The 14,094-nt window shown below is 74.3% G+C and carries 14 protein-coding genes and 1 tRNA gene; 8 read left to right on the top strand and 7 right to left on the bottom strand.

All coding sequences use genetic code 11. The annotated features are described in order from the left end of the window. Positions 1 to 188 precede the first annotated feature (188 nt). Together JKP76_RS18965 and JKP76_RS18960 are read left to right on the top strand one after the other, a co-directional pair. Entirely contained in the window at positions 189 to 746 is a 558-nt protein-coding gene (locus tag JKP76_RS18965) for an FKBP-type peptidyl-prolyl cis-trans isomerase (RefSeq protein ID WP_200492306.1), read from the top strand. Beyond that, on the top strand, positions 746 to 1,360 hold the full coding sequence (locus tag JKP76_RS18960; protein ID WP_200492305.1) for a hypothetical protein: 615 nt from the start codon (positions 746 to 748) through the stop codon (positions 1,358 to 1,360). The genes JKP76_RS18965 and JKP76_RS18960 overlap by 1 nt, the downstream gene beginning before the upstream one ends. A gap of 276 nt (positions 1,361 to 1,636) precedes the next feature. Here JKP76_RS18960 and JKP76_RS18955 read toward each other — a convergent pair whose 3' ends face one another. The 3 genes from JKP76_RS18955 to JKP76_RS18945 are packed head-to-tail and all read right to left on the bottom strand — an operon-like array spanning position 1,637 to position 3,594. Next, positions 1,637 to 1,969 carry a CPBP family intramembrane glutamic endopeptidase gene (locus tag JKP76_RS18955; RefSeq protein ID WP_200492304.1) on the bottom strand — a complete coding sequence of 111 codons (333 nt, stop codon included), beginning with the start codon at positions 1,967 to 1,969 and terminating at the stop codon, positions 1,637 to 1,639. Positions 1,970 to 1,997: 28 nt separating this feature from the next. Further along, the gene (locus JKP76_RS18950) at positions 1,998 to 2,369 is read right to left on the bottom strand and encodes a hypothetical protein (protein WP_200492303.1); all 372 of its coding nucleotides are present in this window, start codon (positions 2,367 to 2,369) and stop codon (positions 1,998 to 2,000) included. Between the two features lie 58 nt (positions 2,370 to 2,427). Beyond that, positions 2,428 to 3,594: a lactate 2-monooxygenase gene (locus JKP76_RS18945; protein WP_309229519.1), complete on the bottom strand. Its 1,167-nt coding sequence runs from the start codon at positions 3,592 to 3,594 to the stop codon at positions 2,428 to 2,430. A 150-nt stretch (positions 3,595 to 3,744) separates the two neighbouring features. On the opposite strand from JKP76_RS18945, the gene JKP76_RS18940 reads away from it, so the two are divergent. The 5 genes from JKP76_RS18940 to JKP76_RS18920 all read left to right on the top strand — a co-directional run bounded on the left by JKP76_RS18940 (position 3,745) and on the right by JKP76_RS18920 (position 7,890). Beyond that, positions 3,745 to 5,016: a cytochrome P450 gene (locus JKP76_RS18940; RefSeq protein ID WP_200492301.1), complete on the top strand. Its 1,272-nt coding sequence runs from the start codon at positions 3,745 to 3,747 to the stop codon at positions 5,014 to 5,016. Positions 5,017 to 5,077: 61 nt separating this feature from the next. Continuing rightward, positions 5,078 to 5,695, top strand: a complete 618-nt coding sequence (locus tag JKP76_RS18935) for a TetR/AcrR family transcriptional regulator (protein ID WP_242472019.1) — start codon at positions 5,078 to 5,080, stop codon at positions 5,693 to 5,695. Continuing rightward, positions 5,692 to 5,907 carry a ferredoxin gene (locus JKP76_RS18930; protein WP_200492299.1) on the top strand — a complete coding sequence of 72 codons (216 nt, stop codon included), beginning with the start codon at positions 5,692 to 5,694 and terminating at the stop codon, positions 5,905 to 5,907. The genes JKP76_RS18935 and JKP76_RS18930 overlap by 4 nt, the downstream gene beginning before the upstream one ends. After that, the gene (locus JKP76_RS23670) at positions 5,904 to 7,178 is read left to right on the top strand and encodes a cytochrome P450 (protein WP_200492297.1); all 1,275 of its coding nucleotides are present in this window, start codon (positions 5,904 to 5,906) and stop codon (positions 7,176 to 7,178) included. The genes JKP76_RS18930 and JKP76_RS23670 overlap by 4 nt, the downstream gene beginning before the upstream one ends. Positions 7,179 to 7,266: 88 nt before the next feature. Continuing rightward, positions 7,267 to 7,890 carry a peroxidase-related enzyme gene (locus tag JKP76_RS18920; RefSeq protein WP_200492293.1) on the top strand — a complete coding sequence of 208 codons (624 nt, stop codon included), beginning with the start codon at positions 7,267 to 7,269 and terminating at the stop codon, positions 7,888 to 7,890. On the opposite strand, the gene JKP76_RS18915 is transcribed toward JKP76_RS18920, so the two are convergent. The 3 genes from JKP76_RS18915 to orn form a co-directional block, all read right to left on the bottom strand. Further along, entirely contained in the window at positions 7,882 to 10,122 is a 2,241-nt protein-coding gene (locus tag JKP76_RS18915) for a heavy metal translocating P-type ATPase (protein ID WP_242472018.1), read from the bottom strand. The genes JKP76_RS18920 and JKP76_RS18915 overlap by 9 nt on opposite strands. A 409-nt stretch (positions 10,123 to 10,531) precedes the next feature. Further along, a tRNA-His gene (locus JKP76_RS18910) sits at positions 10,532 to 10,607 on the bottom strand. A 94-nt stretch (positions 10,608 to 10,701) separates the two neighbouring features. Then, entirely contained in the window at positions 10,702 to 11,358 is a 657-nt protein-coding gene (orn, locus tag JKP76_RS18905) for an oligoribonuclease (RefSeq protein ID WP_200492292.1), read from the bottom strand. A gap of 206 nt (positions 11,359 to 11,564) precedes the next feature. Here orn and JKP76_RS18900 point away from each other — a divergent pair, with 206 nt between their 5' ends. Next, complete coding sequence (locus JKP76_RS18900; protein ID WP_242472017.1) at positions 11,565 to 13,433, top strand: hypothetical protein; 1,869 nt, start codon at positions 11,565 to 11,567, stop codon at positions 13,431 to 13,433. Here the strand turns inward: JKP76_RS18900 and JKP76_RS18895 are convergent. Next, on the bottom strand, positions 13,430 to 14,035 hold the full coding sequence (locus JKP76_RS18895) for a TetR family transcriptional regulator (RefSeq protein WP_200492291.1): 606 nt from the start codon (positions 14,033 to 14,035) through the stop codon (positions 13,430 to 13,432). The two genes, JKP76_RS18900 and JKP76_RS18895, sit on opposite strands and share 4 nt — an antisense overlap. Between the last annotated feature and the right edge of the window lie 59 nt (positions 14,036 to 14,094).

The raw sequence follows: 14,094 nt of genomic DNA, 5'->3' as shown, positions 1-14,094 counted from the left end.
AGCGTCCTCCCTCACCGTGCACCGTAAGGGAGGACGCTCGACGATCAGGTCAGCTGATCGTCGCGCCGCGTCGGCGACCGGTCGGCGCGGCTCGCTCTGGGACGATGGGCGGGTGGCCGCGACCGGCCGCACCGAGACCGGCTCGCTCCGCGGGCCCGACCCGAGCGCTGCTCGCCAGGAGTGACCTGATGTCCCGCCGTACCGCCTCCCGGGCGCTGCTCGCCGTCGCCGCCGCCGTCTCCCTGGTCGCCTGCGGCGACTCCGACGACGGGTCCGACGCCGCGGCGAGCAGCTCCGCCGAGCCGACGCAGCAGGCCTGCGAGTCGCGCCCGGCGACCGAGGAGCCGCTCGAGGGCGTCTCCGCCGACCTGGCCGAGCGGCCGGAGGTGCCCGGGACCGATGCCGCCCCGCCCTGCGACCTGGTGATCAGCGACATCGTCGTCGGCACCGGCGCGGTCGCCGAGACCGGCGGCACGGCGGCGGTGAAGTACGTCGGCGCCTTCTACGAGACCGGTGAGGAGTTCGACTCGTCCTGGTCCCGGTCGGCCGACGAGACGATCCCGGTGCCCCTCGGCGGCGGCCGGGTCATCCCCGGCTTCGAGCAGGGCATCGAGGGCATGCAGGTCGGCGGGCGTCGGGTGGTCACCATCCCGAGCGACCTGGGCTACGGCGACGCGGGCCGCGCACCGATCCCCGGCGGCGCCACCCTCGTGTTCGTGCTCGACCTCGTCGAGGTCAGCCCCTGATGCGCAGCCGTGCCGCGCTGGTCCCCGCCGTCGTCCTGGCGCTGGCCGCGACCGCCTGCGGGCACGCGGACGGCGAGGTCGGCGTCATCGCCACGGTGACGCCCTCCAGCAGCAGTGCCGCCCCGACGACGGCGGCGGTCGCGCCCATCGACGCGGGGGCCGAGCTCAACGAGCGGGGCAACATCGTGAAGGCGGTCGGCGAGCCGGGTGGGATCCGCCGGACGGCCGATCCGGAGGCGCCGACGGTGCTGACTTTCACCGTCGAGGACATGGTCATCAACCCGGAGTGCGACAGCGGGTTCGAGCTGGCCCCCGCGACGGCCAACTACCTGGGCATCCGCATGCGGGTGGAGACGACGCCGGACTACGACCCGCGCCAGCTGCGCACGATCTCCGAGTACGACTTCGCGATCCTCGACGCCGACGGCACGCCGCTGCCCGACGTGATCGGCAACGGGCAGGTCTGCTTCGGCGAGGAGGACGAGCTCTCGCACCGCCGGTTCGGCCCGGGCCTCGCGTACGAGGGGTGGGTCGTGCTGGACATGCCGATCCGCACCGGCACGCTGGTCTACCAGCCGGCCGACCAGCCCAACGGGTGGGAGTGGGCGTTCTGACCGTCGGGTGACCGCAGGTCGGCCGAGGGCTCCGCCGCCGGGTCGTCCGCCGGTTCCCAGGCGGCGGTCGACCGCCGGCCCAGGGCGATGATCACGGCCGTCTCGGCCGCCAGGCCGAGCACGGAGACCCAAATCCAGGCCATGCGTCGCCTCCGGGTGCAGGGCCGGCTCGGCCCGGGATGTGCTGCCGGCGCCCCGTCGCGCAGCGGAGCCGATGGTGCCGGTCCCAGGGGCGGGCGGGCTCCTCCGCCGGGGATGAGCCGCACCGGGTACCGCTCAGCCCAGCCGGTGGGCGGCGACGGCCGCGACGGTGCCGAGCGTGTTCGTCGCGAGGTGTAGGAGGGCCGGGGCCACCAGGCTGCCGCTGCGCAGCCGGAGCCAGCTGAACAGGGCCCCCGCGCACGCGGTGAAGGCGCAGACGCCCACCACCAGCAGTGCGCGCAGCCAGGCGGAGTCGCCCAGGTCGTTGGCCGCGAGGCCGCTGAGGGTGGGCCGGACGTGCCAGGCCCCGAAGACGACCGCGGCCACGGCCACCGCCCGGCCGACCGGCAGCACCCGGACGAGCGCGGCCAGCAGGACGCCCCGGAAGGCGACCTCCTCCCACAGCACCGTCCCGAGCGGGATGCGGACGAGGAGCTCACCGGCTGAGGTCTGCGCCGTCCCGGCCGGCGGCGCGGGCGTCCGCGAGCAGCGGCCGGAGGACCGGGACGACGACGGCGACGGCGAGCCCGACCGCCACGAGGCCGAACGCGGCGCCACCCCACCGGAGCCCGGCCGCCACCCGGTGCCGGGACAGCCCGAGCGCCGCCCACGACAGGCCGCTCCACCGCGCCACCGCCAGCAGGACGGCGCTCGCGGCGAGGTTCACCGGCACGTAGGCCGCCGACGGCACCCGGCCGACGAGGACCCCGTTCCACACCGGCAGCAGCACGACCAGGGCGGCCGCGAACGCCCGGTCCGTCGTCGACGGGACGTGCGCGGCCGACGGTCGGCGCGCGGCGCGGGTCACCCGCGCAGGCTCCACCCCGGGAGCGGGGACGGCGTCGCCCCCGGCGGACGAGCCCGGCCTAGCCGACGGGCCGCAGCGCCTCGCGGGTCAGGGAGGCGATCGACGGGTAGCCGTTGACCGCCATCGTCAGGTCGATCTCCGCCAGCAGGCAGCGCAGCACGTGCTCGATGCCCTCCTGGCCGCCGACGGCGAGGCCGTAGGCGTAGGGCCGCCCCACCGCGACCGCCCGGGCGCCCAGGGCCAGGGCCTTGACGACGTCGGGCCCCCCGCGGACCCCGCTGTCGAAGATGACCGGCGCATCGCCCGCGGCGTCCACGACGTCGGGCAGGCAGTCCAGCGCCGGGAGCCCGCCGTTGGCCTGCCGGCCGCCGTGGTTGGAGCAGTAGATGCCGTCGACGCCGGCGTCGATCGCGCGGCGGGCGTCGTCGGGGGAGCAGATCCCCTTGAGCAGGATCGGCAGCGTGGTGAGCGACCGCAGCCAGCCCAGGTCGTCCCAGCTCAGGCTCTGGTTGCCGAAGATCGAGGCCCAGTGGCCGACGGCGCCCTGCGGGTCCTCCTCCGGCGGCGCGGCCAGCCGGGAGCGGAACACCGGGTCGGAGGTGTAGTTGGCCAGGCACAGGCCGGTCAGCTGAGGGAAGCTCGCGATCGTCAGGTCGCGGGGCCGCCAACCGAGCGTGAGCGTGTCCAGCGTGATGACGATGGCGGTGAAGCCGGCGGCCTCGGCCCGCCGGACCAGGCTCTCGGTGAGCTCGCGGTCGTTCGGCGGGTAGAGCTGGAACCAGCCGGGGGTGTCCCCGAGCGCTGCGGCGACGTCCTCCATCGGGTCCTGCATGAGCGTGGAGGCGATCATGGGGACGCCGGTGGTCGCGGCGGCACGGGCCGTGGTCAGGTCGCCGTGGCCCTCGGGCTCGCAGATGCCGATCACGCCGACCGGGGCGAGCATCAGCGGGCTCGGGAGCTGCTGGCCGAACAGCTCGACGCCCAGCTCGCGCTGGGCGGCGCCGGAGAGCATGCGGGGCATGAGCCCCCACCGCTCGAAGGCGTGCACGTTGATGCGCTGGGTGTGCTCGTTGCCCGCACCCCCGGCGACGTAGGACCAGACCTCCTCGGTCATGGCGGCCTCCGCGGCGCGCTCGAGGGCGCCGTACTCCATGGGCAGCGACGGCTTCTGGCCGACCAGCCCGTTGAAGTAGATCCCGAACTGCCAGTCGCCGTGGTTGGCCACGTGCACTCCTCGTGGGTCGGGCCGGCGCGCGGGGAGCCCACCGATCGGGCGCATCGTAGGCAGCGGTGCCGACGAGGGACCGGTCGTCGCGTTCCGAGCCGCGGCTGACCCCCTTGACGGCGTGACCTGAACCACATTTCATTTCCGGGCATGACCGTCGACGACAGGTTCGCCGAGTTCCGCGAGCAGCAGGCCGAGCGGGAGGACCTGGGTACCTGGAACGAGATCGTCACGGGGCCCGTGTCGGACTGGGCGACGGACTTCTCGCACACGGAGCCGGAGTACGCGCAGCGCGCGATCGAGATCTGGGCGGACCTCCCCGAGCGGTGCCCGATCGCGCGCACCGAGCGGTTCGGCGGCGCCTGGCTGCCGACCCGGTACGAGGACGTCCAGGCGATCGCCTACGACACCGAGCACTTCAGCTCCCGGGCCATCATCGCCGGCAACTACCGCCCGCCGCTGGACATCGCACCGGTCGGCGGTGAGCCGCCCATCTCCTCGGACCCGCCGTTCCACCACGACGCCCGCAAGCTGCTGCTGCCGGCGTTCACCAAGGCGAACGTCGCGAAGCAGGCGGTCACGACCGAGGCCTTCTGCCACTCGCTGATCGACGGCTTCGCGGGGCGGGACGTCGTCGACGCCGCCACCGAGTACGGCATGCACATCCCGATCCGCGTGATCGCCGACATGCTCGGCTTCCCGGCCGAGGACAGTGACCGGTTCAAGCACTTCGTCGAGGACGCCCTCGAGGGCATCAACACCCCGCTCGAGGAGCGCGAGGCGCAGCCCGACCAGCTCTTCGACTACCTCCTCGCGCAGATCCAGGACCACCTGGACAACCCGCGCGAGGACCTCACCACGTACCTGCTCAACGCCGAGCTGTACGGCCAGAAGCTGGAGCCGCAGCACGTCGCCGGCACGATGGCGCTGCTGCTCATCGCCGGCATCGACACCACCTGGAGCGCGATCGGGGCCTCGCTCTGGCACCTCGCCCAGCACCCGGAGGACCGGCGCCGGATGGTCGAGGAGCCGGCCGTGCGGGCGACGGCCGTGGAGGAGTTCCTGCGCGCCTACGCGCCGGTCACCATGGCCCGGCTGGTGAAGGAGGACATCGCGTTCGGCGGCGTCGAGATGAAGGCCGAGGACTGGGTGCTGCTGCCCTTCCCGGCCGCCAACCGCGACCCCGAGCGCTTCGAGCGCGCCGACGAGGTGCTCATCGACCGCGAGGTGAACCGGCACGCGGCATTCGGGCTCGGCATCCACCGCTGCGTCGGGTCGCACCTCGCCCGCATGGAGCTGCGGATCGCCCTCGACGTCTGGATGGACCGCATCCCCGACTTCGAGCTCGCGGACCCGGCGGCCGTGCGCTGGTCGACCGGGCAGATCCGGGGGCCGCGGAGCCTCCCGCTCCGGCTGCGCTGAGCCCACCTACGTCGCGCCCCAGGCCCTTGACATTGTGAACTGAATCACATGTCATTTCGCCATGGGGCGCACGGTGGGGGCGAACGCGGAGGACACCCGGCGGCGCCTGCTGCGCGCTGCCGCTGACGTCTTCGCCGCCCGCGGCTACGACGGCACCCGCGTGGCCGACATCGCCAGGGCGGCGGGGCTGAGCAACGGCGCGCTGTACTGCTACTTCGCCTCCCGGGCCGAGCTGCTCATCGGCGCGCTGCGCACGCACGGGCGCCGGCCGCTGGAGGAGCTGGTGGCCCGGTTCCCGACCCGGTCGGTGGCCGACCTGCTCCTCCAGACCGGCGCGGCGCTGCGCCGGCGACCGGACCCCGACGGCTTCCTCGCCGTCGAGGCGCTGATCGCCGCCCGGCACCACGGCGAGGTGGCGACGGCGCTGCGCGACTACATCCGCGAGCGCGCCGACTGGCTGGCCTCCCTGGTCCGCGACGGCCAGGCCCGCGGGGAGCTGGACCCCGCTCTGTCGCCCCAGGCGGTCGCGCACTTCTGCCTGGCCCTGGCCGCCGGCACCACGCTGATCGGCCCCGACCTGCACGACGTCGGCGACGAGGAGTGGACCGAAATCCTCATCCGCGTCGTCAGCTGCCTGGACCCCGTCCGCACCGGAGAAGAGATCGGAACCCACGCATGAGAGTCAGCATCGATTCCGCGACGTGCCAGGGGCACGGCCGCTGCTACGACCTCGCCCCCGACCTGTTCGGCGAGGACGAGGAGGGCTACGCCACGCTCACCGCCCTGACCGCGGACGGCGAGGTGCCCGCCGGCCGGGAGGGCGACGTGCGGCTGGCCGCCGCCAACTGCCCGGAGTCCGCGGTGCTCGTCCACGAGGAGGCGCGGCTGTGACCGTCGACGACAGGTTCACCGAGGAGGCCAGGCAGCAGCGCATCGCCGAGTCCCAGCTCGGCACGGTCAACGAGATCATCACCGGCCCGGTGAAGGACTGGACCACGGACTTCTCGCACTTCGAGGAGGAGTACGCGGAGAACGCGATCCAGATCTGGGACGACCTGCGCGGCCGCTGCCCCGTGGCGCACACCGAGCGGTTCGGCGGTGCCTGGCTGCCGACGCGCTACGAGGACGTGCAGGCGATCGCGTACGACACCGAGCACTTCACGTCGCGGGCGATCATCATCAGCAACGTCCGGCCGCCGCTGGACATCGCGCCGGTGGGCTTCGCCCCGCCGATCTCGTCGGACCCGCCGTTCCACCACGACGCGCGCAAGCTGCTGCTGCCGGCGTTCACCAAGGCGAACGTGGCCAAGCAGGCGGTGACGACCGAGGCCTTCTGCCACTCGCTGATCGACGGCTTCGCCGGCCGGGACGTCGTCGACGCGGCGACCGAGTACGGCATGTACATCCCCATGCGGGTCATCGCCGACATGCTCGGCTTCCCCCAGGAGGACACGGAGAAGTTCACCCGCTTCGTCGAGAACGTGCTCGAGGGGGCGAACGACCCGATCGAGGAGCGCCAGGAGAGGGGCATGGCGCTCTCCAACTACCTGTTCGAGCAGGTCCGCGACCACATCGACAACCCGCGCGACGACCTGACCACCTACCTGCTCAACGCCGAGCTGTACGGCCAGAAGCTCGAGCCGCAGCACGTGGTGGGCACGATGACGCTGCTGCTCATCGCCGGCATCGACACGACGTGGAGCGCCATCGGCGCCTCGCTGTGGCACCTCGCGAAGAACCCCGAGGACCGCAAGCGCCTGGTCGAGGACCGGTCGCTGCGGCCGAAGGCGGTCGAGGAGTTCCTCCGGGCCTACGCGCCGGTGACCATGGCCCGCCTGGTCAAGGAGGACGTCGAGCTCGGCGGCGTGCAGATGAAGAAGGAGGACTGGGTCCTGCTGCCGTTCCCGGCCGCCAACCGCGACCCGGAGCGCTTCGAGCGGGCCGACGAGGTGGTCATCGACCGCGAGGTGAACCGGCACGCGGCCTTCGGGCTGGGCATCCACCGCTGCGTGGGTTCGCACCTGGCGCGGATGGAGCTGACGGTGGCGCTGGACGTCTGGCTGGACCGCGTCCCGGAGTTCAGCCTCGAGGACCCGGCCGCCGTCCGGTGGTCGGCGGGCCAGATCCGCGGGCCCCGGGCCCTGCCGCTGCGCATCGGCTGACGGCTCGTCCCTCGCCCGGAGGGGACGCTCACGTGGTGGGCGCCCCCTCCGGGTGGAGCGGGTGGCCGCGGGGGAGGAGGAACCCTGCATGAGGAGCGCGGACGACCACGCCGAGCCCCACCCGGCGGCGGGCGGGGCGCCCAGCCGCTTCCCCCTCGCCGACCCGGCCGGTCTGCCCCCGGACCTGGCGGAGCGCTACGCCGACGTCGAGGAGCGGTCGGGCTTCCTGCCGAACGTATTCGCGGCGCTGGCCTGGCGGCCGGACGAGGCGCGCGCCTTCTTCGCCCTGAACGACGCGCTGATGGACAAGGACACCCCCGGTCTGTCCACCGGTGAGCGTGAGCTGATCGTCGTCGCCACCAGCGCGGCCAACGACTGCGCCTACTGCGTGGTCGCGCACGGCGCGATCGCCCGGATCCGCACGAAGGACCCCACCCTGGCCGACCTCGTCGCGGTCGACTGGCGGAAGGCGCCGCTGGAGGCGCGGATGCACGCCGTGCTCGACGTCGCCGTGCGGCTCGCCGTCGAGCCCGCATCGGTCACCGCTGCGGACCTCGACCGGCTCCGCGGCCACGGCCTGACCGAGGACGACGTCTGGGACGTGGGAGCGATCACCGCCTTCTTCGGGTTGTCGAACCGGCTGGCGCACTTCGCCGCGATCCCGCCCAACCCCGAGTTCCACCTGCTCGGCCGGCTGCCCCGCTCACGCTGACCGGGACCGGTGCTGCGCCAGGCGCTCCTCGCTGACCTGCCGGTTGCCCGGCCCCGCTGTGATCTCGGCGACGCTGGCTTCCGGGCTCAGGTCCAGCCGTCGTAGCAGTTGGGCGTTGGACGCCACGACGACGGTGGACAGGCTCATCAGCAGCGCCCCGACCTCCATCGGCAGGACGAATCCGACCGGGGCCAGCACGCCGGCGGCCAGCGGGACCGCGATCAGGTTGTAGCCCGCACCCGCCCACAGGTTCTGCTGCATCTTGCGGTAGCTGGCCCGGGACAGCCGGATCACCGACACCACCGCGCGCGGGTCGGAGGAGGCCAGGATGACCCCGGCCGAGCCGATCGCGACGTCTGTGCCGGCACCGATCGCCAGACCCACGTCCGCGCGGGCCAGGCTGGGTGCGTCGTTCACGCCGTCGCCGACCATGGCGACAGCGCGACCCTGGGCCTGCAGTTCGGCGACCTTCCCGGCCTTGTCCTCCGGTCGGACGCCGGCGAACACCTGGTCGATGCCGAGCTCGGCGGCCACGGCGCGGGCGACCGGCTCGGCGTCCCCGGTGATCATGACGACGTCGACGCCGAGCGCGTGCAGCGCGTCGACCGCCTGCCGGGACTCCGGCCGGATCTCGTCGGCCAGCGCCAGCGCGCCGGCGAGCTGCCCGTCGACGAGCACGTGCAGCACCGTTGCCCCGTCCTCGGCCCACGGCCGGCTGGCGGGCAACGGGGACAGGTCGTGCTCGGTCAGCAGGTGGGGGCCGCCGACCGCGACCGTGCGCCCGCCGACGGTGGCGGTCACCCCGACCGCGGCCGACGCGCGGAACTGCGTGGCCGGCGGGATGACCAGCTCGCGTTGCCGGGCGGCGGCGACGATGGCGCGGGCCAGCGGGTGCTCGCTGTCGGCCTCCGCGGCGGCCGCGAGGGCCAGCACCTCGTCCTCGGTCCGGTCGACGCCGGCGATGTGGTCGACGGCGGGCTCCCCGCGCGTGAGCGTTCCGGTCTTGTCGAACAGGACCGTGTCCACGGTGCGCATCCGCTCCATCGCGCCGCGGTCCTTGACCAGGACCCCGCCTCGGGCGGCCCGCTCGGTGGAGATCGACACCACCAGCGGGATGGCCAGGCCCAGCGCGTGCGGGCATGCGATCACCAGGACGGTGACCGCTCGGGTCAGCGCGGACTCCGGCGTCCCGTTCAGGCTCCAGACGACGGCGGTGATGATCGCGGCGACGAGCGCGAACCAGAACAGCCAGCCGGCGGCCCGGTCGGCGAGCAGCTGCGCGCGGGTGGTGGAGGACTGCGCGTCGGCGACCAGCCGCTGGATGCCGGCCAGCGCGGTGTCCTCGCCGACCGCGGACACCCGCACCCGGATCGCGGTGTCGGTGGCGACGGTGCCGGCGACGACGGTGTCACCGACACCGCGGCGCACCGGCGTGGACTCGCCGGTGATCATCGACTCGTCCACGTCGGCGGTCCCGTCCACCACCTGCCCGTCGGCCGGCACCCGCCCGCCGGGCCGGACGATGACCACATCGCCGACGGCGAGCTCGGCCGGCGCCACGGTGACCACCTCGTCGCCGACGACCTTCTCCGCCTCGTCGGGCAGCAACGCGGCCAGGGAGTCCAGTGCCGAGGAGGTCTGGGCCAGCGAGCGCATCTCCAGCCAGTGGCCCAGCAGCATGATGACGATCAGCAGCGCGAGCTCCCACCAGAAGTCCACGTCGTGGGCGAGCACGCCGGCGGTGGAGCCCCAGGAGGCGAGGAAGGCCACGGTGATGGCCATGCCGATGAGCAGCATCATCCCGGGCTTGCGGGCCCGGATCTCACCGATCGCACCGGTGAGGAACGGCCGCCCGCCCCAGACGTAGATGACCGTGCCCAGCACGGGGGAGACCCACTCCAGGCCGGGGATGTCGGGCAGCGTGTAGCCGACGATGTCGGCGAACATGTCGCTGAGCAGCACCGTCGGCACCGCCAGCGCCAGCATCAGCCAGAACAGCCGGCGGAACATGGCCACGTGGTCACCGCCGTGGCCGGCATGGCCCGCGTGACCGTCGGGGACGACCTCGGTGGCGCGTAGCGGGTCGGTGACCTCCGGACGGCCGTCGCCGGTGGCGACCGGCAGACCTCGTCCGTGCGTCGGCCCGTGGTGGTCGTGGTGGTGGTCGTGGCCGTGGCCGGGCGCATCCGGCTGCCCCGCGTGGCCGCCCGGGCGACTCGTCGGATCTGGCATGGCCCTCTCCTCTGCTGTGCCCTCCGCCACCGGCCGGCTGCCGTGCCCGTTCACGGCCCGGAGAGGCGGCGCTGGTGGCCTCGTACGGCGCCGAACTTATACCCCCCTGGGGTATTTTTCCAGGGGGTAGGAGGCGGATTCCAGGCGCCGCCGGGAGGCGGGCCGGTCGAGACACGGGGGGCAGCCACCAGTGAGCGCTTGCCGGCTGCACCGGCAGGAATGGCGCGGGTGCGACGAGCGGCGGTGAATCCGCCGCCGGCTTCCTGGGCGGACCGCCAGCCGGGCAGCAGGTCCAGGATCTCTGCCCCACCCGAACGGACCGGCCAGGGCGACGACCCCGTCGCCGCTGCGCACGGGGGCGGAACGGGTGGAGGCCCTGGTCAGCGAACTGACCAGGGCCTCCACCGTGTGGGGTGAGTGACGGGGCTCGAACCCGCGACACCCAGGATCACAACCTGGTGCTCTACCAGCTGAGCTACACCCACCATGTCCGTCCTCCGCGGGCGAGCGCGGAGGGGAACCGGCGCAACGATACCGGAGCGCTCCGCGGACCCGACGAGGCCCGGGGAGCGGCGTTCCTCACGCCTCGTCGGCGACCGGCTCCTGCTCGCCGGCGAGCAGCGCGGCGAACCCGCCGACGACCTGCTCGGCGGCCTTCTTGGCCTCGCTGCTGGTCGGGCCGGGGGTGGCGACGAACACCGTCCGGCGGTAGTAGGCCAGCTCCCGGATGGACTCGATGATGTCGGCCAGCGCGCGGTGCGCCAGGCCCTTCGCCGGCTGGCCGAAGTAGACGCGGGGGAACCAGCGGCGGGCCAGCTCCTTGACCGAGGAGACGTCGATCATCCGGTAGTGCAGGTGGTCGTCCAGTTCGGGCATGTCGCGGGCGAGGAAGCCGCGGTCGGTGCCGATCGAGTTGCCGCACAGCGGGGCGGTCCGGCGCTCGGGCACCCACCGCTTGATGTAGGCGAGGACCTGCTGCTCGGCCTCGGCCACGGTGAGCGTGGAGGCGCGCACCTCCTCGGTCAGCCCCGACTTCGCGTGCATCTCCTGCACGACGTCGTTCATGCCGTCGAGGTCGGCGTCGTCCGCACCGATGATGAGGTCCAGACCCGGGTCCAGGACGTTGAGCTCGGAGTCGGTGATGACCACCGCGACCTCGATGAGCTTGTCCTTGACGAGGTCCAGCCCGGTCATCTCGCAGTCGATCCAGACCAGGTGCCCTGCGCTGTCAGCCACGGCGACCGACAGTACGCAACGCCCCCGACAGGGGCCCCCGGGCGCCGACCGCGTCGCGCCGGGCGGGGCGTGTGATTCGCGCGGGATCCGGCGCGGTCCCCGAGACCGCCCCGTGATGTGACGTAGCGTCGGGGAGGCCGCGATCCGGCGACCGTCGCCGGCGACCGGCGCTGCAACCCCGCCCACCCACCGCCCGGAGGACGACCGTGCTGCCCCTGACCCCGCTGCCGCCGCAGACGGACGGGGAGCGCGCCTTCTTCTCCGAGCTCGTGCGCTGGGACACCGGCAACGCCGTCCGGGGTGCGGTCGTCGCGGCGATCCCGTTCTCCGACGGGCCGCTCCAGCGCCGGCTCTCCGACGCGATCCTCTTCGTGCCCGAGGGCATCGCGGTCATCCGCGTGGCCGAGGTGGCCCGGCAGTCCGGTGTCGTCAACGCCTCGCCGGAGGGGCCGTGGACGATCGGGCCCGCGGGCACCGGGGGAGCGGTGCTCCAGCTGGCCGGCGGCGGGTCGACGCCGCTGGACGGGCTGATGCGCGCCGGGATGGAGACCGCCGTGCGGTTGCGCCGGGCCGGGCTCGAGCCCGGGCGGATCGCCCGGCTGACCGTGCTCTCCGGCGACGTCGACGGCCTCCTGCCCGCCGACGGCGACCTGGGCGAGGGCGACCAGGTCGCGCTGCTCGAGACCCGCTCCCTGCTGCTCGGGTTCGCCCGCGCGAGCCGGTACACCGGCGTGGACAACCCCCGGCTCTGGACGACGGCCGACGTCCGCGCCGCGCTCGAGGCGCTCGGCCTGCAGGGGCGCGGGCCCTCGGTCGAGGAGCTCAACGGCGAGGGCTTCCCCTACTCGCCCTACGTGCTGCGCCGCCCGCAGCTGCTCACCCCGGCGGCGATGGCGGCCTCGCCCGGCTCCGCCGCCCCGACCGCGCCGGCAACCACGCCGGCCACCACGCCGCAGCCGGTGGCGCCCTCCCCGGCGGCGGGCCCGTCCCGCGCCGCCATCGACCAGGCGGTGGCGGCCTCCGTCGCCGCCGCGCACGCCGCGGCCGCCGCGACGGCGCCCAAGGACACCGTCGCCATCGATGGCCCGGCCGCGCCCGGTGGCGACACGGTGGCCATCGACGGCCCTTCGTCGTCCCGCGACACCGTGGCCCGCGACACCGTGGCCGTCGACGGCCCGGCCGACCCGCCCGGCGACGCCGGCATCGGCGGGCTGTTCGCCGCCGGCGAGCCCGACGCGCCGCCCGCGGCGCCCCGCACCAGCGTCCTGCCCGCCCAGCAGCCGGTCGCCCCGCAGGCAGCCGCCCCCGTGGCCGCGCAGCCGGCGCCGCAGCAGTTCTGGGACGCACCGGACCAGGCCGATGCCGGGACGCCGGGCCGCACCCGCCGCACCCTGCTCGTGCTCCTGGCCGTGGTCCTGCTCGTGCTGGCCGGGGTCGGCGTCGGGCTGGCGCTCGCCGGGCGGGACGACGGCGGCACCGGTGGCGCCGCCCAGGCGGAGCAGCCCGCGGAGGAGCCCGGCCCGACCGGTCCCGCCGTCGGCAGCGTCCAGGAGGTGGCGGGCGTGGCCTTCACCGTGGAGGCGGCCCAGGTCGAGGAGAGCTGCGCCGGGCACGCCTACGGCGAGATCGCGGCCTTCCTGCAGGCAGTCGGACTGCACGGGGCTCTCCCGTGCGCTGTACTCGGCGCAGGTCGGCGGGCGGGACGTCGTCGTCTCCGTCTCGCGGGTCCGCATGCCCGACACCGCCGCGGCGCGGGACCTGCGCGGCCGAGCCGACACCAGCGGCAGCGGCAACGTGAGCGACCTGCTCCGCGAGGGCGTCCGTTACCCCGGTGGCCCGGAGAAGCTGCAGAAGGCCGAGTACGCCAGCGCCGTCTCCGGCCCGACGGTCACCATCGTCGAGAGCGCGTGGGTGGACCCGGCCGCCGGCGGCACGGAGGCCGAGGTCGACCAGATCGCCACCGACGCCCTGTCCCTGACCACTCCGCCCTTCCTGGGCTGATCCGCGAGATCTGCACACTCGGGGTCTTCGCGCGCCGGAAAGCCCCGAGTGTGCAGATCTCGCGGCGGCGCTAGGCGGTCGCGGCGGCCTCGGCCATGCCGGTGAGCAGCGCGGCCATCGCGGCGCGGTCGAGCTGCCCCGCGCTGTGCGGGGTGGAGTTGATCAGCCCGAAGACGGCGTGCGCGCGGGCGCGGCAGGCGGCGGGGTCCGCAGTCGGGTGCAGCCGGGCGAGCACCCCGACCCACACCTCGACGTAGCGGCGCTGGAGCCGGCGCACCTGGGCGGCGTCGGCCTCGGCCAGGGAGCCGAGGTCGCGGTCGTGCACCGTGATCAGCGCCGGGTTCTCCAGCGCGAACTCGACCTGGAAGGCGATCAGCGCCCGCAGCTGCGCGCGCGGGTCCTCGCCGGCGGCGGCCACCCGCTCCGTGCCGCCGGCCAGCAGCCGCTCGCTGATCCGCAGCAGCATCTCGGCGAGCATCGCGTCCTTGCCGGCGAAGTGCCGGTAGATCGCCGGGCCGGTCACGCCCACGGCCGCGCCGACATCGTCCACGCCCACCGCCCGGGAGCCGCGCTCGGCGAACAGCTGGGCCGCCGCCTGCAGGATCTGCTCGCGCCGGGAGGGCCGGTCGGCGTCGGCGTGCAGAGCGGTGTCGCGCTGCGCCCCCGAGGTCGTCACGGCCGGATCCTACGGTCGGCGGGTTGGCCGCCGATCCGCACGCGTGTGGGCTGGCTCAC

It is taken from the genome of Blastococcus sp. TML/C7B, assembly GCF_016612845.1.
GTDB lineage: Bacteria > Actinomycetota > Actinomycetes > Mycobacteriales > Geodermatophilaceae > Blastococcus.
The sequence above is the reverse complement of the archived record's forward strand: the minus strand, read 5'-3'. Positions and strand labels throughout refer to the sequence as shown.

What these genes read in the sequence shown, in the direction of transcription:
- JKP76_RS18965 (WP_200492306.1), top strand. Translation starts at nt 189, where the DNA reads ATGTCCCGCCGTACCGCCTCCCGGGCGCTGCTCGCCGTCGCCGCCGCC.
- JKP76_RS18960 (WP_200492305.1), top strand. Translation starts at nt 746, where the DNA reads ATGCGCAGCCGTGCCGCGCTGGTCCCCGCCGTCGTCCTGGCGCTGGCC.
- JKP76_RS18940 (WP_200492301.1), top strand. Translation starts at nt 3,745, where the DNA reads ATGACCGTCGACGACAGGTTCGCCGAGTTCCGCGAGCAGCAGGCCGAG.
- JKP76_RS18935 (WP_242472019.1), top strand. Translation starts at nt 5,078, where the DNA reads ATGGGGCGCACGGTGGGGGCGAACGCGGAGGACACCCGGCGGCGCCTG.
- JKP76_RS18930 (WP_200492299.1), top strand. Translation starts at nt 5,692, where the DNA reads ATGAGAGTCAGCATCGATTCCGCGACGTGCCAGGGGCACGGCCGCTGC.
- JKP76_RS18920 (WP_200492293.1), top strand. Translation starts at nt 7,267, where the DNA reads ATGAGGAGCGCGGACGACCACGCCGAGCCCCACCCGGCGGCGGGCGGG.
- JKP76_RS18915 (WP_242472018.1), bottom strand. Translation starts at nt 10,122, where the DNA reads ATGCCAGATCCGACGAGTCGCCCGGGCGGCCACGCGGGGCAGCCGGAT.